Source organism: Deinococcus sp. Arct2-2 (assembly GCF_004801315.1).
Taxonomy (GTDB): domain Bacteria; phylum Deinococcota; class Deinococci; order Deinococcales; family Deinococcaceae; genus Deinococcus.
Genome location: NZ_SSNW01000007.1, coordinates 70476 through 89912 on the forward strand (window position 1 = coordinate 70476; position 19437 = coordinate 89912).

The following is a 19437-nucleotide window of genomic DNA, read 5'->3' on the forward strand; positions in this document are numbered from 1 at the left end:
CGGTTTCGCTCCACGCTGTTAGCTTGGCCCACGACTTTCGCAAGAGATCTAGTGGGTAGGCTGGCGGCGGAATGCGGCAGCCTTGGCAGATCAACTTCAGGCCGCACACGCTACGGCGGGCCGGATGAGGCGCCGGACCTCTTCCACGTGAAGAGCAGTGTCCCGTTCACTTCGGGATGAGTAGAGGAGCGCCACGGCACCCCTTCCCGCGTCGGGCCAATGTCAGCAACTATAATTGTCTCACTTTTTTTATGGTACATATACAGTTATTAAGTGAAGCTTGCTGCTGCCCGAAGGAGCGAACCCATGACCACCCAGCATCAACCCTCCAGCCGCACCTATACCCCTCCACAGATCCCCTCCCGGCCCGCGGGTGCCCTCACCTTGGGGCTCAGCGCCACCAGCACGCGTGACCTCCATGAGGCCATTGGGCGTGGTCTGCCGACGCAGGCCATCAAGGCCTTCGCCGAGACGCTTCAATTGACGCTGCAGCGCATGCTGGAACTGCTCGACCTGAATGAAGGCACGTATCATGCCAACCGGCGTCAGGGCGGGGTCATCAAAAGTGGTCTGGTCAATCGCCACCTGATTGACATGGCCCGGGCCACTGAAGCGGCGCGCAGCTACTTCGGAGATCTCCCCGCCGCACAGCGCTGGCTGACGACCCCCAGTGCCACGTTTGATGGCAAAACGCCGCTGGAATATGCCCGCTACCCGGGTGGAACCGAGTATGTGACGACGATCTTGGCCCGTCTCGAACACGGCGTGTACACCTAACGGGAGCTTGAGGTTGCTTGTTCACTGCCTCTGTAAGGCTCGTTTTGCCAGCCCTGATCTCGACCTTTTGGGGATCGGTGCCGCACGTTACGGCGGCCGTTGGAATTCTGCGGCGGAAGTCCGTGACCGACGCCTAATCTATACGAGTAGTCAGTTGGCATTGGCATGTTTAGAAGTGCTCGTCCATACCGGCGGTGTAGGCCTCCGGAGTGAGCCGCATGTCCGGTTGACGTTTGAGCTGGACTTGGGCGAGATTCAGGAATTGCCCCTCGCCCAAGTGGGCAGTGATTGGCGCAGCTTTTCGGAAACGCCTCAAAGCCAAGGGGTGGGAGACGCGTGGTACGACGGGCAAACGAGCTCGGTGCTGCGCGTTCCGAGCACCGTGATGCCGGATGAGCTGTATAGCACGGAAGTGAGCAATTACCTGATCCATGCGCGTCATCCGCACGTCGCCCAGGCTGTGCGCTTGGTGGACACCGTACCGTTCTTGGTGGATGACCAACTCCGTTAGGCTGGCCCAGATCCTCGGTCAAAGCTGCTTCATTCTCCCTGGTGTGGTTGTTTCACACCAGAAATGGGTCTCACGCGTGATGCGTCTTCTGCGGCTGCCCGGGTCGAATTCAGGTCGGGCAGCTGGCGCCCGCTGCACGCAGCGGCGACAGCTCATCCAACACGGCATGCGCATCCGCCCAGAGACTTAACTGAAATATTTGTATGTTGAGCGCAGCTGTGGGAAATGTGCTTGTCATACGGACTCCCATTGAAAGCGCCATCATTTGGCGCCTCAATCCGAGCGAAGCGAGAAGGAACAAGTACGGGCTACGCGTTACGAAGCCGCAAGCGGTGCTGTCTAAGGTTGTGGCGAAATCAACCAGAGTCCGTACTCGTTCCCCCTGGAGCCATCAAGCCTGTTGACATCTTCAATCTGCCAAGGTCGAATCGTAAATTCTGGTGGGCTTGAGGCCCCAGTGAACAAGAGCAACATTTTGACGCGCAGCGGACACGACGCTTTACTCCAAGGGAGGACAGATCAAAAACACAGTTCAATGTTTCTGTGGCGTAGCGTCAGAACAGCACCTCAGGTGGCTCTACGCACATTAGGGTTTTGTATGCCTGACATCCTACAAAACCCTAATCATACCCCCAAGAACTTGCTACTACACTTCTGCTGTTTTTTCCGTCCCAGTCTCACTTTAAAGCTGCTGGCCTATCCAATTCAATACAGACATGCCATGATGCTTCGTGTCCCGTCCACATCCCGCCACGCTCAAGGCCGAATTGCGGCGCTTTCTGGGGCAGCATCCGGTCGTTACAACCGTGCAGCTGGAGCGCTGGGGCTGGGCGCAGGCGGCGGACTGGCTGGATCTGCCGCGCCTGTCTTTGGACATCCGGACGCAGGTGACCCAGCCGAGCAGTCAAGTCGAATTGACGTTCGTGGCACACACGGAGGCCGCCCTGCTTGATCCGCCTCATGTCCTGCTGCATTCGGCCCTGCTGGCGGAGACGTGGGCCGTGCTGAACGCTACCCAGGCCACGTTTCCGGGGGAGGGATTCCGGTACGTGTCGCTCCGGGGGCGAGGGCAGGGGCGGTTGCCGGACGCAGAAATTCAGCTCTTCGACGACGAGCCCGGCTTGGACTCGGCGGTAGAGGTCGACACGGGATACCCTCCTCGCCGCTGCCACGAGAAGCTGCACTCCTATGCGCTCCAAGGATTCAGCAGCCTGGTCTGGGCCACGACCGTGCACGGGCGGGTCACGTCTATGGCACGCCAGATCGAAACGCTGCAGCGTCTGGGGCAGCTGCCTGGGGTGCGCGAATACTTGGTGGTGTATGTCAACGTTTCCCGGCCAGGCGATCCATACGCGCCCCGGCCGCGCGGCCACAAATTGAATAGTGCTCAGGGAGCGTTCGACGGCCTCTGAATAAGATTCGGGCGGGGTTGGGTGATGAGGCGCAGGGCCGAGTGAATCTGTCCTGCGGCTGTTTGGGGCCTCTGGTTCCGGGCGCGCTCCGCTTCCTGTGCCCGCAGGAGCCCGCGGAAGGTTTCCGTGCTCGGCACGACGAGAATCAGGGGAGAACGCCATAGGTTGATGTCCCCCGCATGACCGTGGTACAGCTTGCTGGCCATGGCACGGTTAATGCCGCCGCCGCTGATGCGGGCGTAGACCCAGGGCTGGCCGAGTTGCTCACGCTTGGCGGGGTCTCCCCCGCTCGAGTTCTGGCGGGACGCCTGCAGTGCCTGCATCTCGACCTCTGAAACCCGCACCCGGGCCCGGACGATGTGCGCACCTTGCTTCCCCAACTGGGGTGCGCTCTTGAACTGGGTGTCGACAACGGTGTAGCCCTCGAACTCGAGGGTACGGAGCGCGTCCATCATGTACGCGCGGTCGGCCAAGCTTGACGGCGCGCTCAACCGGGCAGCGGCATGGGCGCCGATAAGGTCGTGGGCGCGGTCACCCCAAGTCACCACCGGGCCGTACACCGTCTTGACCTGTTTGAGCCAGCCCATCGTCAGCAGCCGGCTCCAGTTGGGCCGCAGCCCGCAGAGCTCGTCGAGACGCCGGGCGGTCAGGGCACCCGCGTGCTGCACCGCATAAAACGCTTTGCCTTCGTTCGAAGACCAGTCACTCATGGTCTATAGCCTACCTGCCGCTGCTCGTCAGCGGCGGGCGACGGCGCCAAACGTCTGGCCGAGCGCCAGGGGACGGCCACGGCCACCGGCGCTCTTGCGCGCTGGGGCTGACGCCCGCAGCGCGCAACAACAAAAAGGGGGCACAGGGGGGAGCCCTCTTCTCTTCACACTTGGAGGTGGTCTGCATCACTGTCCGCCACCGCACATCACCAGTTCTCTCCTGGCGTCCCCGGACGACCACCAGCGCAGGGCAGGCCCAGTTCCTGCAGCGCACGTGGCTGGCTGACTGCCCAGACTTCCCCAGACCCCCGCCCCTCTCCAGCCGGTGCAGGGTCTGCTGTGCGGGTTGCCGTGTGGTCAGCCGCTGTGTCTGCCCGGCACCTCTGAACTGCTGCGGGTGATCGTCGACACCCGGCGACTCCGAGCGTACGAGCAGCAGGTGAGCGAGGGGGCCGGCCGCAGGCCCTGGTTGCCCCGGCAAGCAGCGCGGAGCTGACGGGGGTAAGGAAGACCGTGGCCGCCTGGCCTGCCCGCCGCTGGCGGCCGTTGTTGGGGCAGTTAGTCTCCCCTGCCCGGCCCGCGCGGTGGCGGTCGTCCGGGCGAGTCCCGCTGGACGGCGGACCCCGGGCGACGCCCCCGACCGTTCCCCATCACTGGCGCCTGCCACTGCAGCTCACGGACGCCCTGGAGCGCGCCACCACCGAAGGACCAGCAGACCCTGCCCGGCCAGCATGGCCCGTGGGTGTTGGCGCGCCTCTACGGGGGTGGCGTCGACCGGGCACTCCCCCACCGCGCGTGGCCTGCCAAGCGGCGTTGCCCGGCAGGCCGGTCGGACGCAGCCGGGTGGGTGATCGCCCGGTGTCCGGAGGTGCCGTCCAGCTGGCTGCCGCGCGCCTGCGGTATGGAGTTGGGGCGCGGCAGCCAGCTGACCCGGGCTGCCCGCTGGGCACAGCGGGGGTGACCTGGCGCTGGTCTTGCTCCTGCTGTCCTGGCTCGCCCCGAACGGAGTGGTTCTTTCGTCAGACAGGCAACGCCCCTTGCCCAGGCTCAGGCTATCCGGTGACCCTGTGCTGCCAGCAACGCCTCCAGGTCTCCCTGGCCCGCGGGCGGCTTTGTCCGGCACGCACATTCGAATTGTTCTGTCCAGGCGGGTCGGCCCGCTTGGACTCCTCTGGAGGAATCATGAATTATGACCCAATTGTCAGTCTTTTCGTCACTCGCACTCTTCAGGTGGGCTGTGAACCCTTCATGGACGGTGAGGGGGAGTGGCACTCCCCGGGCCACCGGGGCAGCACGCAGGAGTGGCAGCTCGAGACCCTGAATGACTTCTGGCTTGACCTTCAAGGAGCCGAGTGGCCGGTCATTCCCGAAGCACAGCTGACAGGTTCGGTGCTCGCGATGGATGCCGGACTCGGCTGGGCTGCACGCCACCGCGGGCACCCCGCGCTCGGTTCCTTGGTTCACCGTCACATGCTCTATCTGATGCTCGGCCGCGCGGTGGTTGGGGTGGATCTGGACCGTGGACGCCTGCGCCTTCCCGGTGTGAGCGGCGAGCTCTCCATCACTGCCATGGCTGGGACGATTCCCGCAGACGCCTGGGCACCCGGGCAGCGCTGGGTCGGGGGCGTGCTCAGCCTGTCGTACTGCGGGGCCGGCATGATGGAGGGCGGCGACCTGGAAGTGCGCCTGCTGCCGCTGCCCCAAGCCACCCTGGCAGAGCGCTTGCCCTGGGGCTCCCACTATGTTTGAACGGCCTGGTGAACGAAGGGAAAGGGCGCGCGGTCTGAGCGGCTCGGCTGGATCAGGCCGCGCGAACCCGCCGAGCCGCCGGCCTGCGCCCTGTCCTGCGAATCCTGAGCCTCTGGAGCCTCACTCGCCGAGCAGGCGGAGCTCCTGACGCCCGCACTACAACTTATCCGTCAGCTGGCGTGCGGCGTCCCTGTGCCGCTCCTGACAGCGGGGCAGCTCGTGCGGCTTCCGCGTGGGCATCTCCCAGACACTGCACGTGCTGTACAGCCGCCGGACAGCTGACGGGTGGCGGCGCGGGTGAACCGGCGGGTTCCCTTCCACGGCCAAACGCTGCTGAGGTACTTTCTTTCCAGCGGGCTGCGGGGGTCAGGCTTCACCCGGCGCCTTTGCAGCCTGAGATCTGCCCAGACGACGACGGAAAAGGCGTCCGGAGAGGGAAGAGCAGGCGGTGACCGGTAGGGGAGACTCCTACCGGTCACCGCCCGTGCTTCAGGAAAGCGGGCCGCGCCGCCACAGGTTTTACACAGCATCCGGGGGTGGGAATTGCGCAATTCCCACCCCCGAACCGGTGTGAACGCCGCTGCTACGCCCGTCAGGAGAACAGGGCGGCCAGCTGGTTGAGCAGCTGCAGCGCGCGAACCTTTTTCGCTTCAGGGAGCCCGTCGATCGCCTGGGGGCTGAGCCCCTTGCGCACGGTGGCCAGCTGAGCCGCCGTGACGGTCGGGAATATGGCCGGTTTAAGGGCCGCGATCCGTTCCCGCAGGCCATCAAAACTCAGGCCCGTTGCGACAACTTCGTGCAGCAGCGCCCCGTGATGCTCCTGCGGCGCGCGGGCGATCAGCACCGCCTTGCTGTAGGGCAGTGTTCCCGCCTGCATGGCCGCCAGCAGGGGTTCCGGTAGATCTAAGACAGCCAATCCATTGGCGACAAAGGACGTCCACCGCTCACTGCCGACCAGCCGGAAGAGGGTTTCGAGCCCCTGCACCTTGTCCGGATCTTCCCCCGGATGCTTGCGGAGCCGGCGCAGCAGCGTTTTGGTTTCTGGTTCGCTGAGCGCCCAGGCCGCGGCGATCAGCCGCAGCTTGGAACTGACGTCCTCGAACCGGTTCAGATCATCCCGCTGCAGGTTCTCGATCAGGGCCAGCTGATCGGCCTCGGCGTCACTGCAGGCATGGATCCGGACAGGCACCTGGGTGAGCTCGGCCAAGTGTGCGGCCCGCAGGCGGCGCTCACCCGCCACGACTTCGTACTGGCCGTCCGGCAGCGGGCGAACCAACAGGGGCTGCAAGACCCCTTTTTCCCGAATGCTGCTGGCGAGGTCGCCCAGGGTGGCCGGGTCGAAGTGCTTGCGGGGTTGATTCGGCCGGGCCGACAGGAGAGTGAGGGGCAACTCCCTGCGGTCGGCGGCTGAACCGGGCGCGACCCGTTCGGCCAAGTTGACGTTGCCCACCAGTCCCATCAGCGCGGCGGCACTGTTCTTTTTGCGGCTGGTCACGCGGGAACCACAGCGAGGTAGTGCAGGATTTGCCGGACGGCGGCCTGAACCTCTTGGCGCGCCTCCCCCGTGGGTGCAAACACCCCGACCGGCTCTTTGGCCACCTGGCATTCGTCATAGACGGCGGGACGGGATTTGATGGGACCGCTGATGTTGGGCAGGATCGCTACCGCGGCTTCCTGTGCGGCGCGCGAATGGTTGGTGCTGCCGCGCTGGGTAATGAGATGCGACAAGATGTTGAGCTCCGGGTTGTATTCCCGGTAGGTGTTGACCATGTCATGCACGGTCTTGACGGCGGTCAGGCCCTTGTTGCGGCTGCTGACGGGAATGATGACCTCATGGGAGGCAAAAAGCGAGATCAGCACTGGTTTACCCAGGGTGGGCGGCGTGTCGATCAGGATGAAGTCGTAGGTGCCCGCTTCGACGACAGGCCGCAGCACCTTTTTGAGTCGGTCGACCCCTCCGAGATCCATGCCGGTGAGCACCGCTTCGATGCGCGCGAGCTCAAGTCCGGAGGGGATCAAGTCCATGCCGTGCACGTGATGGACCGCGGGCAGCGGCAGGTTGTTCACCAGGGCGTCGAACAGCGTGACACTGTCCTCGTCCTCGGGATCCACGCCCAGCCAGTCGGTCAGGTTGGCCTGCGGATCGAGGTCGATCAGCAGCACTTGGTGGCCGAGCTGTCCGAGTTCATAGCCGATGTCGCGGCAGCTCGACGTCTTCCCGACGCCGCCGGCATGACTGAAAAACGTGATGATCGTGGTTTCGCGCATGGGAGCTCCGGTGACGGTGGAGGCGGGGGGCGCCGCAACAGGGGCCTGGCGTTCCAGGCGGTTCAGATCGGTGAGCGGGACCAGGGCGGCCACCGGGTCGTCGTACCGCATGATGATCGTCCGCGTGCCCGCGCCCATGACGGGCAAGACGGTGCTGCGCAGGTCCGAACGCACCGCGTGGCTCGGAACCCGGGGCGCTGTCGACAGGGCCAGGGGGTCGAGGAGGGTCAGTTCTGCCAGAGGAATCATCACCACCATCGGGTTGTCGTGGTGGGTGATGAGGATGCGCCGACCGAAGAGTTCGACCTGACGCAGCATCGCCTTCCACTGGGCGCGGGCATCGGTGACGCTGACCTGCTCGAGGTCTGCGGCTTCGCTGGAGGAGAGAAGAGAGTCATCCATATTTTGTACAGAATGTACATCACGTACGGTTCAAAGCCAAACGGCACTCAGCGCGTCATGCGCCTCCCCCCCCCACCCCCCCCCATCAAGAGGCGCTGGAGCGGAGAACGCTGGACGAACGTTTCGATGTTCCGCCAACACACGCGGGGGGGCGCCATGCCACGCTGGAGACATGACCAAAACGCCCCGCGAACAGTCCACCCCTCTGCTCCTCACGCCCAGCTCCAGCGGCTCGGGACAGGGCAAGCCGCCCAAACCCCGCCCTCACCGTGCGGCTGGAGGCGACAATAATGCGGGCCTCCTGAACGGCCTCATCCTCGTCAGTGATGCCCAGAAGACCAACGAGACTGCCGTGGAGTCCCTCCAGACTAAGGTGGTTGCTGTCCAGCAGCGTCAGGAGGAGGTTGAGTCCGGCATCCAGGAGCTGATCACGACCAGTCACGAGTGGCAACAAGCCTTTGAGAGAGCCGAGGGGAAGACAGATCAACTGCAGCTCGCCTTGACTGAGGCGCTGGCGGCGTTCCAGCAGGCCCTCACCGTCCAGGCCACGTCCAACACTCTGCTCGAGGCGGAACAGGAGCGCTCGGTAGCAGCCCTGGCACTGCTCGAGGAGGCGCAGGAGATGCTGGGACTCATGCAGGGTGTCGTCGCCAGACTGCTGGAACGCCCGACAGGTTGGCGCGCGGTGGCCGCGTGGGCACGCCGCCTCTGGCACCGCCTCAGGGGGAACGCCCAAGGGAACGCGGACGACACGGAGTAACGCCGCTTCGACCAGGCAGGCCGATCACTTGATCGGCCTGCTTTTTGATGACCGCCCTCTGCCCGCCTGTGGTGAGCAGAGGGCGGTGCCCCGCACCAAAAATCTGACTGATTCCCGTGGAGCTTCCCCCTGTCCCAGGAAACAAGTCGTTCACCGGGCTCAGACGTTCCAGTGGGTAGGCGCGCAACACCTTAAGAGCATGACTGTCGCCCGCGATCATGGAACCAGTCAATCCGCTCCGAAACCGGAGTTTAAAGCTGCTGAACACTAGAGATAACAGGTCTTCCCCAGTGAAGGAACCCAGAGGTTGACGCCTGAGCAGCAACATCCAGAGTGAACCTGCAATGAGCATGCAGGGCTGTGTTAAGAGCGCGGAACACTGAAGAAACTGCGCTTTTTCGGAGCAGCACAAGATCCAACAATTTGATGTGGTGAGGGTCGTCCGCCCACCATCCGCCATCGATCCAGTGGCGGGCTGAGGCGCCCTCACGGGCCGCTTCTCAGTGCGCTTTTCCCGCAAGCCTGTTCGGACGTTTGGAGGGGATTGGGGTGTTTGATCTGCCGTACTGGTACAGCTTTTCTACCTTGAGAGGCAAATCTAAGGGCTGAGCCGGACGAAGTATTCGGTGTCCTGCACGGTAAGCGTTGCCAACGTCCCTTCAAACGTCCGAACGACAAATCCCGGCGACTGCCCAACCCACGTGAGATGGGGGAGCGACAAAGCTGCTCCCCCACAGGGCAGGGCACAGGAGGGGAAAGGGAATCACTCCCTCCTGGGAGGCCGACCTTTGACTCACCCTGTCCATTCCAATGCCGATCATGAGCTGATCCGCGTCACCGTACAGCTGTTCCCGACCCCGAGTCAGGACGCCACGTTTCGTGCGTGGCTGGCTGCCCTCACCCAGGCCAACGGCGCGTTGACCACAGTGCTACACGGCACCACCCTCCGGGCCGGTGCGCCCGCGCTTACTCGGGACGAAATCGCCTACCTGCTCACCCTCGTCTCCCCAGCGCTGGAGGCCAGCCTTCCGCCTAGCGTGTGGCCCAGCGTCATCTCGCAGTGCTGCACCCGGTTTCAACGGCGGCGAGATTCGTCTGCCTCCGAACCCAGCTTGCCACTGGATGTGCAGATTCAGGCGATCGGTGAGATGCACGTTCACGTCACCGGGCAGCCTGACCTCGTCGTGGCTGACTTGTGGCGGTTGCCCTTGGGGCTCACCGAAGCCCTGGTCTGCACCGGCAACGACCATGTCCGTGCGGTGCAGCATCAGGGCCACACTCTCCGGACGGCGGACACCGCCGGTTCCCCCGCGGCGCTCACCCAGTTGCACGACCTCATCCGTCTCCATGGCCCGGTGATCGGCCGTCCCCCAGGCCACACTGGGGTGCACCGCACCCAGCCCCACCGCGCTCAATTCGCAGACCTCACCTGCCAGATCGGTGTCGACGGTAAAGAGATTTGGCTGTTGACGTGCACGGTGCGCGTTCCGCCCGGTTGGCTGCCCCGGGCGCACCGCCAGGACACGGTCGGTGTCGATGTGGGCGTCCGCGCTCTGGTGACCTGGGCCGACGCGACCGACGCAGGACAACTGCTGCGAACCACGCTCCCGGTGGGAGACTGGCGTCCCCAGCAGCCCGCCACCCTGCTCTCGGCCGCCTGGGTGCGGCGCATGCAATTCGAGCGCACTCAGGCAGGTCTTGATCAAGTGATCCGTCATCTGCTGACCTACCGCCGCGTCGCGATCGAGCAGCTGGCCTGGAGGGGCCTGACAGCTGGTATCCGGGAAGCCATGACCCTGAACGGGGTCAGCAGTCTGGGGGTCTGGCTCACTGGGCTGGGCCGCCTCACGGGCACCGTGGTGTGCGCGGTCAATCCGGCCGGCACCAGCGTCCAGTGCGGGCAATGCGGCCAGCGGGGCGTGCTGCAGGCCAACCGCGTCTTCAGGTGCCAGAACTGCGGTGACATTGACCGGGACACCAATGCCGCCCGCAGCATCCGGCGCGTCAGTTTGGAAGGTTGGACTTGAGCGGCCTCCTCCTGGACGCCTGGCCCGCGGGACTCCAGACGCTGCGGCGGTACCTGCCCTGGCGGGCGGGGGTGCGGCCCAACGGCCGCTGCGCCAAAATCCCCCTGGCCCAGCGGGGCCGGAGCCTATATCCGCACAACCCACTCGATCCGGCCGTCTGGCAGGACTGGGCGCGGGTGCAGCGGCTGGTTCACACCGGCGCAGCCGACGGCGTCGGCATTGTCTTAACGGCCGACCTGCCGTGGGTGGCCCTCGATCTGGACGACTGTGTGGACGCCGCAGGCGTGGTGGATTCACGTGCCCTGAGCGTGCTGGAACGCTTTCCACAGGCCTATGCCGAGCTCAGCCCCAGTGGTCGCGGGCTTCACCTGCTGCTGCGGGCCCGGCTGCCCCGGACGCTTCGTCTCCCCGGCGTCGAGTTCATCACGCACGGGTTCTTGACCGTGACCGGACGGGCCATTCAGGTGCCTGCCCAGTTGCTGGACGCCAGTCACGAGCTGGAGCGCTGGGGTCAGGCACAGGCCGTTCGGCCCCAGGTGTTGAGCCACAGTTCCCCCCGGGAAATGACGGATCAGACCCTGTTGGAGCGGGCCATGCGGGCACGCAATGGACGCTTATTCCAGCAGCTGTGGGCAGGAGAGCTCGCAGGGTATCCGTCGCTGTCCGAGGGAGATCTGGCGCTCGCCCTGCTGCTGCTGTACTGGGTCGGCGACGCCGACGACGGCCGGGCCGACCGGTTGTTCCGGCAATCCGGCCGGTATCGCGAGCGCTGGGATCAACCGGCTCATGACCCGTATGGTCAGCGCACCTGGATCCTGGCCCGCCGGATTCGTGCCGGACGGACACACTAACCCGCACGGGAACGTCTTCTCCATCGATGTCCCCTCTGTGAAGGCTGGCCGGGGCGTTGCCCACGGCCCGCCAGAACCCACCTTCAGACCAGAACGGTCTGTTCCGAAGCCTGTGTCTCAGGAGTTTTTATGACCTATGTTCCGACCTCCATGCTGTTCGTGACCACCTGTGATCCCAGTTTTGTCCAAGTTATTTGGGTGAACGGACGAGCGGTTCCACAGTTCCCGAATGATCCTCATCCCTGGCTGCAGCTCAGCGCCCTGGGCGGCGACTGGACTGCCCTGATGGCCGGTCAGCGGGTGCAGGCGAGCCCCAGCCTGCAGGCCGCCGCGGCCTGGATCCTGCGTCATCCGGATCACCCCATCCTCCTCAACTTGCACGCCGACTTGGGCGGGGAACCGATGTTTTGCCTGCTGTGCCCCGACGCGCTGACAGTCGACATGACCCGCGGTGAGTTGCGCTTGCCGGGCCTGCCCGGCTTTCTCGAGCTCGATGAACGCGCCGCCCAAGAGGACGAGGAATCTTGGATCATCATGTGCTCCGGCCTGCTGGCGGTGGGACTGCAGCATGACTTCCGGATGGGCTCGGCGCGGGTGCAGGTCGCGCTGTGGCCCATTTCGCCGGAGCTCATCGCGCAGATGACGTCTGAACAAGTACCGATCCTCCAGGAGACCGCGTGAGCGACCCAGAGGAGCCCCTGCTGAACCTGCGAAACCCGGCGGTGCGGGCACGGCTGGCGGGAGGCTTACCGGCGGTGATCTGGATGCTGGACAGCTGGGGCCTCACTCGGGCGCAGCAGGCGGAACTGCTCACGCTGCGCCCGACCACGCTTCGTCAAGTGCAACGTGCAGTGGTTTTGCCCGCCCTGAACATGGATCAGGTGATGCGGTTGTCGTTCCTGACAGGGATCTACCGCGCGGTGTACGCGCTGTATGAGGCGGACACCGCGGCGGGCTGGATGCGGCGGGCCAATGGCCGGGCACCGTTCCTAGGACAGACGCCCCTCGGGTACCTGTTGGCAGGAGGGATCCCAGCGCTCCTGGCCACCCGGCGCCTGCTGGAGAGCGATCTGGGGGGCCAATTCACCGGCACGCCGTCAACACAGGCACTGGCACGCAGCCTGCCTCAACCAGACATCCAGCTCGACGATTGAAGCTTGTTTCCAACGTGTCGTGGCGCCCCTCCCCGCAGAGCCGTGAGAGGAGGGCGACCCCACCTGGGCTTGGCATCGCGCTGGCCCTCCAGCAAATGAGACAACAGCGCCCGACTGGTCAAGGCGACCCGCGTGCCCGTCCTCCTTTGGCCTTGACCTTCCAAACTTTGGTCGCTATATGCGCCCCATTGATGATGTGCCGGGCAGATGACAAGGGGTTTTGGGTTGCCGCCGAGCCAGCCATGCGCCGCCCAGGCCACCTCCGTATTCCTCTGGCGTCTAGCGGGCGCATGTGCCGCAGCGTCCCGGCAGAAGCGGGAGGGCGGCCACGTCCAAGCGCCCATCGGGGAAACGTCCTTCCTCCAGTTGCCGCACCAGGGCCGCCCGGTGTTGCCGCATCCCTTCGACCAGTTCAGCAGGCGGGGGCTGGTCGGCCTGACGGCGCAGCTTGCCATCTGGCGTAATAGACAGCCTTACGCCGTGGCGTACCAGCTCACGGCGCAAATCTGAGAGGCGCGTCAGTCGGCCTCGTCATAGCCCACTGATAAGGGCGTATCAGTAAACACAACATCATCTCTTACACCACTTACACCACTTACAGCTTGACCCCCATTAAGCACAGCTACGCTATACGCGGGGGAGCTTACTAGGGGTTGAGGTGTATCAGGTGTATCAGGTGTATTAGGCGCGTCTTCAATGGTTAGCCCAGTCCACGAGCGCACATTCTTTATTGTGGCTGGCAGACAGCCCTTTTTACCCTTTAAGTACGCATGTAGGTCGGCCAATTTGACCGTGCGCCCTAACCGCTGCCCGTTCTCTTCTGCCCATTCCTCAAAGGCAATCTTGAGTCGGGCCGAGCTTACTTCTGCTTTTTTGTCAAATTTGAGTCTTGCAGAAGCAAACTTTTCGTATGGATTTTGGTCTGCCCAGTAGCCATCTGTAGCCTTACTGACGGCTTCAGACTCGCCCAATTCATAGCCCGCGTCATGCCATAAACGGAAGCCTTGATAAGCCCATCTCAATAGGGCCGCTCGCGCGGTAGGGTCAGACTCCAGCGTTTTCTTGAAACTGGCCTCTGCCTTGGCCGGCTTTGCCGTGAATGGCACAACCCGCATCCGCCGCTGCATTCCGCTGTCATCATGTGCGCTGCCAATGGGGTAATTCGTGTGCAGCCACAGCTTAAACACGGGGGTAAACGTCACCATGACGTTGCTTCTCATGCCGCGTGCGGTAATCGGGTCATTCCCGGTCATGCCCTTGATCCGGCCTGCATTGAACCGCGCCCCCTTGGGCGGCTCGCCTGCGATGACTAGGCGCTTGCCGTGCAAGTCAAGCAGCTCTGGCTTTGGCCCGGTTGAAGATTCCCCGTGCGAGTTGCTCAGCAGCAAACTGACTTCGATGGTGGCCGCGTACTGGCCTAGTACAGCGGTACTGGCACTGACTAGCGTTCCTTTGCCCGTACCGCCGGGGCCTTCCATGACGGTAATGGTTTCGTTGGGCGCGATGCCGCAGAGTGCAGAGCCGATAGACCTCTGAAGGAAGTCATGCCGCCCATCTTCTTTGAGCAGGGCAAGCAACTGGTCAACGTAGGGGTGACTCGCTTCAGGATGAAACGCCGCGCCCGCCTGCCAAGTGATGAGGTCTTCAGGTGCATGGGGTCGTAGCGTGCCAGTAAGCAGCTCTAGCACGCCGTTCTTGCAGTTGAGGCTAAAAGGGTCTGCGTTCCATGCCGTGACATCGGTATAGAAGGCGGGCATACCCGCCGCCGCTGCCAGCGCGTTACTGACGGCGTGCCGATTGCAGACAGCATTAGCCCACCGCGCAATACGCTCGCGCTCTTCCTCTGGTAGACGGTCTTCAAAAGCTTGGGCGAGGTAGCGCCCCAAGACATGTCGCAACACATGGCCCGCGAGCTGCTCAGACAGCACAAGATCAGCGTCTCGCTGCCATACCCCTATCTCTGGTCGGTAGACGTGCCAGCCAAGCCCAGAGGTGTAGCGCATAAGCCTATGCAGGCCGTTCAAGGCCAAGATGTGAGCATTTGCCGCGTCGGTTCCTTCCTGCACCCCGAAAGGAAATTCGGGCAGGGTGTACGCCTCATCTTCCGGCGGCTTTTGTTTGGGCGCGGTACTGGCCTTGGCCTTCTTTGGTTTGCCCACCTTGATAGCCTTGGCCGCTTCCTCTGCCTCAAATCGGTCAGGGTCAGCCGGGTTCTGTGTGCCCTTCCCGATCCCGCTACGAATCGTCGGCATGATCTCCGCTTCATCGAGGCCCGCCGCCCGCGCTGCACTGGTCAGCACTTCGACTAGCCTTGCTTCTTCCAGCTCGCCATGAGCCAGGAAGCGGGCCAGCTTGCAGGCCGCAATGTTTAAGGTGGCGTTTCGCGTGCCGTCCGGTGCATTCCTCATGTTGTCTTCTTCCCCTCTGAGCGCAGCTTCTACTTCTGCCCGCTGCCGCTGTTCTGCCTTGCTGCCTGTGCCTCTGGTTGGCAGAGGTGCACGCGCGGCTTTAGGCGCAAGCGCCCGCACTGGCTTGGGCTTGGGAACCAGCGCTTCTAGGACACCTCTCCCTATCCACGCATCAGCGTCAGCCAGCCAGATTTCGACGGACAGCGGGCGGGCGGCATTCTTGACGTTCAGGCTACCGGGCAGCCTTAAAATCCGCTCTGGGTTCACAATGACTTTGTCTGCACCCAGTTCAGGCCCGAACGCTTCAACCAGCGCGAGGTTATGCGCCCGCATATCCTCAAGGCTGCTTCTGGCCCGCCGTGCGAAATAGAGCTGGAGGCCATGACCGGTATACACCACCGCACGCGGAACCAAGCCCAGCGTCTCACAGCGGGCCAGCACATCTGTATAGAGGCGTACGGCACACGCCCGCAATTCTTCTGCCCCCATCTCCAGCACCTGTGCGCCTTCAGGGATGTAGACCGTGTGCTTCATATCGAGGTCTAGCCAGATCAGGTGCGTGGGGTGTACGCCGTCATTCCCGGCCTTGTCTTTGACCAGTCGCAGGGCCACACCAAAAAAGGTGTTGAGCTTCGCGCTGATCTGGTCGGCGGTGACAGCGTCCGGCTGTCCTTCACGGCAGGGCCAGGACATCCATTCACGCTGAGGGCTGCTGCTGCCCGGCTTGAAGGAGCGGAATTCTATCCAGCCATCAGGTGGTGTAGAGCCCCTGTAAAGGTGGGCGACCCACTCGAGGGGCGTCATGCTCGTTACTGGTCCGCCGCCCGCGCCCGCTTGGCCCGTTCTGCCCGCACTTCCTTCTCTGTTCGTCTGGCAGCTCCTCTCAACGACGGCCACAGGCGGAATAATTCGGTCATCAACGACAGCAGTCTTAACAGTCACAGGAGACCTTGAATGCCGCGCCAAAGATTACGGGTATACTGGCGTTCCTAGTCACCAATGCCCCGCCTCTGTACAGGCGGGGCATATTACGTTCTGACCGGGTGCTGGGTGCCGCGCAGCAACTCGTCAATGGCCGAAATCGGAATGAAGATTCGCCGCCGTCCAACTCGGATCACAGGTACCAGACCCGCCTTGGCGACGGTATACAGGGCGTCCCGCCCATACGCCACGCGGCCATAGGTGACGCGTTGATAGTCCACCGCTTCCGCTACTGTCAACAACCTCTTCTGCATAGCTTCCTCCCGTTCTGAAGCTGTGCGAACCGCCTCTGAACTGCCTATAGCGTAGTCAGCCGTCTAATTGCGGAATAGTCCGAATTGCGTTACAGTTGCGTGACACCATGCCCCCCGACCCAGACCTGATCAATTTCCCTTGGCGGCGCCTGACATCCCTGCGCTGGTTGGAGCAGGACAATCCTAAGAGCGATATTTTCTTCGGTGGACGTCCAGAATTCGAGAGGAGCCGGGCGTTCTTCGGCGAATACTTTGGGGATGATGACGTCTTGCACCAACGGGACTCAGAGCTGTTGGTTGCGGGCCAGGGGGCGAGGTGGCGTGAGGTAAAGCCGCTCAAAGACCCGCACCTTTGGGAAAAGTTCGCCAAAGAGGACGCCTCGCGACCACAGGTGTTGCGCCTGTGCCAGACGTACGGTTTCCTGCAGCGCAACATCCGTTATACCCACTCGCCTCTACCGAACAACAACCCAGAGGCTCAAGAACTGGAGCCGACTCGAGGGCCAATTGACCGCGTGCCCGAAGATTCCGAGCTCGGAGCGATATGGCCACCGACGCCGCCGAGCGAAGATCTAGAGGTGTTTACAGAAACTTACACCTTCTGGCGCTCAGAAATGCGGCTGTTGTATCTAGCAAATAAACTCCACGAGGCCCTGCAACTTGGCGATCTGCCCAGTGCCCTCGTCCTGTGGCCCAAGTTGCCCAGAGAATTCCCCCCTCTGACTCGTGAAGAAGTTAGAGATGGGGAACAGCAAGCAGCGCAGGACTTCGCCAATTTCAGGCCTCAACAGGACAGTACAGCTGCTCCCCCCATTTCCCTTCAGCGCTGTCAGGACCGGTTGCAGGAGCTCCTTCAGTGCCGAGCACAAAAGGTCCAGGTCGCTTACGTCTACACCGCGCCAGGAAAACTCGAATTGCAATTGACGCCTCCAGACCTCCTGTCGGCGCTGTGGATGCAATTGGCCTTAAAGCTTTCTCAGGTCAAGGCAGTAAGAAGGTGTATCCACTGTCAAACGGTATTGACCATCGGGCCGCGTCAGCACTGCACTCGGAAGTACTGCAACGACACCTGCCGGCAAAGGGCATTGCGATCTCGCCGGGCCGCCTTGAAGCTCTAGAGCATCACCGCGCTAGAGCCCCGCTCGGCGAGAAGTAAATCAGACCGGGCATCGGATGATCCATAAGTTTGCTGAGGGTTTGGCACGACCGAACTGAACCAAGCGGACACTGGATCATCCCGCTCTAGTTCTGCTCCACTTGTAATAGCGCCAACCGACTCGGATGCCTGCAACGAGCTGGGGTGTCCAAACGGAAGGCATCTTATTCTCCGACGGCTGCCTACCAATACACATGAGCTTTCGAGTAGACCAGTGGTATGAACGCGCTGACGAAACCGTGCACGGCTTGATTCTGGTGGTCGCCGTTACTGCCGGATCACCCGTGAGCAGCGCCTGTCAAGATCATTTGGCCCGCCAAGAATCTGCGAAATACGGCATTGAGCGCCCGCGCGTGTGCGGTTGTGCTGCAGGAAGCCGTACGTCTGGCACAGGTGAAGCACCCGTGTTCGCGTGACCCTCTCTTCGGCAAACTTTTTCCAGAAGAGCAGGGCTTCGAACAGCTTCACCTCGCCCCATGGCCCGCAATCAACAGCTCTAGACCCACGGGTTCGACTTCGTCGTTGATGTCTGCGAAGCCGAGGGTCTGGGTGAAGAACGCGCAGCTGCTCCCGAGTTCCGGACGTCTGCCGAAGACAATATCGCTCTTGGGACTGTCCTGCTCCGATCAGTACAGGGGTGTCATACGGGACTAATCTGGTTCCCGAATATCCAGGACAGCGCCGGATATTCGTCCATCTCCTTAGCCCCGTATTTTCTAGTCCTCGCGCTGCTCGAATGATTCCAATGCACTGGAGTCATCTTAGCTTGATATCCAGCGCTGCCAAGTGAAGCTGATCAGATCTGGGGCAGGCGGCAGGGTGTCACGCAACTGTAACGCAATTCGGACTATCCCGGCACTGGACGGCTGACTACGCTATAGGCAGTTCAGAGGCGGTTTGCACAGACTGGTGCCGCCGCTTCCGAACCAAGGAGCACTATGGCTAAATCCGCACTCAAGACCCACATCCTCAAGCGCACTGGACAGGCCTCGTTGTCGTTCCAGGGTGAGGAGATCTCTCAGATCGAAACCAGTTTTGATAACGGGCACTCAGACTACAGTGGCCGAGTTGGCATCGCGGAGGCCATCACGCTGTACCGCGTCAGCGATGGCATGCTCGCCGTCAGCTTGTGGTTGCGCACACTCTGGGACGGCCAGCAGGACACGTACTCGGTGGAGATCTGCGGTTCCGCATCGGACGTGCGCTCGTTTTTGGAGGGTAACGACGTCGCCCCCCGGTTTATAGACGCGCTGTTGGACATGGCCGATATCGTCGATATCGACTCCTACCCTCCCAGGCTCGCTCTGCGGAATAGCGCGTCGTGATGCAAGCGGGCGGCGTGTACTGGGAGAGCTGCGCGTAGCAGCTCCACCATCAGAGATGCCAGGTGAGTGTGGAAAACCCCGCACGCATCTGGTAGGTTGCTCACTCCAAGTCGCGCCGGGGAACACTGGAGGCGGTGGACGCGGAGCCCATTGCCCAATACGGCGCCACCATGTCACCCACAATCTGGTGGCCCCCAGTCGAGCGCTGCATGAATTGAAGCTGCTGGCGACGCTGAACGCCGAACAGCATCGGCTGCAGGCCATGAATCATTGAGCCGCAGGCCTCATGCGCCTTGGCCTGATTCAGGAACGCGCGGGTCGAGCCCTTGGCGCAGGCGCTGGTGAAAGCGGATGGCTCTCTGGGTGCCCCTCTCCCGCTGTTGATGCCGACTCCCAGTGACGGCTTCCTCAGTGCAGCAGGTGTCTTGGCAGAAACGGATGGTTCCGCCCTACTGGAGGCGGGAATGCAGATTTCTGCCTCTGCACCCTTCGAGTCAGGCAGCAGTATTCAGTGACGTGGACGCGTTTTTAAGGTTGAACCTGCTTATGTCGGGCAGACAGCATCCCCCTCGCTGCCTGAGGCAATTAACGTCCGAAGAGTCGGATGGGCGACGTTGACCGGCACCCCCGCGCCAAGGGAAAACCGCCTAAGATCGCTGTGGTGGCCCTCGGGCGCACACTCCTGTGGACGG

General features: G+C 62.8%; 18 protein-coding genes. 11 read left to right on the top strand and 7 right to left on the bottom strand.

Annotated elements, in window-relative coordinates; all coding sequences use genetic code 11:
• The first annotated feature begins 306 nt into the window (after positions 1-306).
• The 3 genes from E7T06_RS05180 (at position 307) to E7T06_RS05190 (ending at position 2700) form a co-directional block, all read left to right on the top strand.
• Entirely contained in the window at positions 307-777 is a 471-nt protein-coding gene (locus E7T06_RS05180) for an antitoxin Xre/MbcA/ParS toxin-binding domain-containing protein (RefSeq protein ID WP_136364766.1), read from the top strand.
• Between the two features lie 67 nt (positions 778-844).
• Positions 845-1288, top strand: coding sequence for an RES family NAD+ phosphorylase (locus tag E7T06_RS05185; RefSeq protein WP_168733376.1), 444 nt, complete (start codon positions 845-847; stop codon positions 1286-1288).
• Between the two features lie 731 nt (positions 1289-2019).
• On the top strand, positions 2020-2700 hold the full coding sequence (locus E7T06_RS05190) for a hypothetical protein (protein WP_136364768.1): 681 nt from the start codon (positions 2020-2022) through the stop codon (positions 2698-2700).
• Here the strand turns inward: E7T06_RS05190 and E7T06_RS05195 are convergent.
• On the bottom strand, positions 2676-3410 hold the full coding sequence (locus E7T06_RS05195) for a hypothetical protein (protein ID WP_136364769.1): 735 nt from the start codon (positions 3408-3410) through the stop codon (positions 2676-2678). The two genes, E7T06_RS05190 and E7T06_RS05195, sit on opposite strands and share 25 nt — an antisense overlap.
• Before the next feature lie 1182 nt (positions 3411-4592).
• On the opposite strand from E7T06_RS05195, the gene E7T06_RS05200 reads away from it, so the two are divergent.
• Complete coding sequence (locus E7T06_RS05200; RefSeq protein ID WP_136364770.1) at positions 4593-5159, top strand: hypothetical protein; 567 nt, start codon at positions 4593-4595, stop codon at positions 5157-5159.
• A gap of 592 nt (positions 5160-5751) precedes the next feature.
• On the opposite strand, the gene E7T06_RS05205 is transcribed toward E7T06_RS05200, so the two are convergent.
• Both E7T06_RS05205 and E7T06_RS05210 read right to left on the bottom strand, forming a co-directional pair.
• Positions 5752-6654, bottom strand: a complete 903-nt coding sequence (locus E7T06_RS05205) for a ParB/RepB/Spo0J family partition protein (protein WP_168733377.1) — start codon at positions 6652-6654, stop codon at positions 5752-5754.
• On the bottom strand, positions 6651-7829 hold the full coding sequence (locus tag E7T06_RS05210) for an AAA family ATPase (RefSeq protein ID WP_136364772.1): 1179 nt from the start codon (positions 7827-7829) through the stop codon (positions 6651-6653). Before E7T06_RS05210 ends, E7T06_RS05205 begins: the two co-directional genes overlap by 4 nt.
• A gap of 172 nt (positions 7830-8001) precedes the next feature.
• Here E7T06_RS05210 and E7T06_RS05215 point away from each other — a divergent pair, with 172 nt between their 5' ends.
• The 5 genes from E7T06_RS05215 (at position 8002) to E7T06_RS05235 (ending at position 12621) form a co-directional block, all read left to right on the top strand.
• On the top strand, positions 8002-8589 hold the full coding sequence (locus tag E7T06_RS05215; RefSeq protein ID WP_136364773.1) for a hypothetical protein: 588 nt from the start codon (positions 8002-8004) through the stop codon (positions 8587-8589).
• A gap of 788 nt (positions 8590-9377) precedes the next feature.
• Entirely contained in the window at positions 9378-10616 is a 1239-nt protein-coding gene (locus tag E7T06_RS05220; RefSeq protein WP_136364774.1) for a zinc ribbon domain-containing protein, read from the top strand.
• Positions 10613-11467, top strand: coding sequence for a hypothetical protein (locus tag E7T06_RS05225; protein WP_136364775.1), 855 nt, complete (start codon positions 10613-10615; stop codon positions 11465-11467). Before E7T06_RS05220 ends, E7T06_RS05225 begins: the two co-directional genes overlap by 4 nt.
• 129 nt (positions 11468-11596) lie before the next feature.
• A complete protein-coding gene (locus E7T06_RS05230) occupies positions 11597-12148 on the top strand; it encodes a hypothetical protein (RefSeq protein WP_136364776.1) in 552 nt (183 codons plus the stop codon).
• Positions 12145-12621 (top strand): DUF2384 domain-containing protein, encoded by a 477-nt coding sequence (locus tag E7T06_RS05235; RefSeq protein ID WP_136364777.1) that lies wholly within the window; start codon positions 12145-12147, stop codon positions 12619-12621. Before E7T06_RS05230 ends, E7T06_RS05235 begins: the two co-directional genes overlap by 4 nt.
• A gap of 279 nt (positions 12622-12900) precedes the next feature.
• Here the strand turns inward: E7T06_RS05235 and E7T06_RS05240 are convergent, their stop codons facing one another.
• From E7T06_RS05240 to E7T06_RS05250, 3 genes are all read right to left on the bottom strand, one after another.
• Positions 12901-13125: a hypothetical protein gene (locus tag E7T06_RS05240; RefSeq protein WP_136364778.1), complete on the bottom strand. Its 225-nt coding sequence runs from the start codon at positions 13123-13125 to the stop codon at positions 12901-12903.
• A 14-nt stretch (positions 13126-13139) separates the two neighbouring features.
• Positions 13140-15722: a phage/plasmid primase, P4 family gene (locus E7T06_RS05245; RefSeq protein WP_168733378.1), complete on the bottom strand. Its 2583-nt coding sequence runs from the start codon at positions 15720-15722 to the stop codon at positions 13140-13142.
• A gap of 335 nt (positions 15723-16057) precedes the next feature.
• Positions 16058-16264, bottom strand: a complete 207-nt coding sequence (locus tag E7T06_RS05250) for a hypothetical protein (RefSeq protein ID WP_136364780.1) — start codon at positions 16262-16264, stop codon at positions 16058-16060.
• A gap of 107 nt (positions 16265-16371) precedes the next feature.
• On the opposite strand from E7T06_RS05250, the gene E7T06_RS05255 reads away from it, so the two are divergent.
• Positions 16372-17382: a hypothetical protein gene (locus E7T06_RS05255; RefSeq protein WP_136364781.1), complete on the top strand. Its 1011-nt coding sequence runs from the start codon at positions 16372-16374 to the stop codon at positions 17380-17382.
• A gap of 305 nt (positions 17383-17687) precedes the next feature.
• On the opposite strand, the gene E7T06_RS05260 is transcribed toward E7T06_RS05255, so the two are convergent.
• The gene (locus E7T06_RS05260; protein WP_136364782.1) at positions 17688-17888 is read right to left on the bottom strand and encodes a hypothetical protein; all 201 of its coding nucleotides are present in this window, start codon (positions 17886-17888) and stop codon (positions 17688-17690) included.
• Positions 17889-18358: 470 nt separating this feature from the next.
• Here E7T06_RS05260 and E7T06_RS05265 point away from each other — a divergent pair, with 470 nt between their 5' ends.
• A complete protein-coding gene (locus E7T06_RS05265; protein WP_136364783.1) occupies positions 18359-18745 on the top strand; it encodes a hypothetical protein in 387 nt (128 codons plus the stop codon).
• Positions 18746-19437 lie beyond the last annotated feature (692 nt).

What these genes read in the sequence shown, in the direction of transcription:
- E7T06_RS05180 (WP_136364766.1), top strand. Translation starts at nt 307, where the DNA reads ATGACCACCCAGCATCAACCCTCCAGCCGCACCTATACCCCTCCACAG.
- E7T06_RS05195 (WP_136364769.1), bottom strand. Translation starts at nt 3,410, where the DNA reads ATGAGTGACTGGTCTTCGAACGAAGGCAAAGCGTTTTATGCGGTGCAG.
- E7T06_RS05200 (WP_136364770.1), top strand. Translation starts at nt 4,593, where the DNA reads ATGAATTATGACCCAATTGTCAGTCTTTTCGTCACTCGCACTCTTCAG.
- E7T06_RS05210 (WP_136364772.1), bottom strand. Translation starts at nt 7,829, where the DNA reads ATGGATGACTCTCTTCTCTCCTCCAGCGAAGCCGCAGACCTCGAGCAG.
- E7T06_RS05215 (WP_136364773.1), top strand. Translation starts at nt 8,002, where the DNA reads ATGACCAAAACGCCCCGCGAACAGTCCACCCCTCTGCTCCTCACGCCC.
- E7T06_RS05230 (WP_136364776.1), top strand. Translation starts at nt 11,597, where the DNA reads ATGACCTATGTTCCGACCTCCATGCTGTTCGTGACCACCTGTGATCCC.
- E7T06_RS05245 (WP_168733378.1), bottom strand. Translation starts at nt 15,722, where the DNA reads ATGTCCTGGCCCTGCCGTGAAGGACAGCCGGACGCTGTCACCGCCGAC.
- E7T06_RS05250 (WP_136364780.1), bottom strand. Translation starts at nt 16,264, where the DNA reads ATGCAGAAGAGGTTGTTGACAGTAGCGGAAGCGGTGGACTATCAACGC.
- E7T06_RS05255 (WP_136364781.1), top strand. Translation starts at nt 16,372, where the DNA reads ATGCCCCCCGACCCAGACCTGATCAATTTCCCTTGGCGGCGCCTGACA.
- E7T06_RS05265 (WP_136364783.1), top strand. Translation starts at nt 18,359, where the DNA reads ATGGCTAAATCCGCACTCAAGACCCACATCCTCAAGCGCACTGGACAG.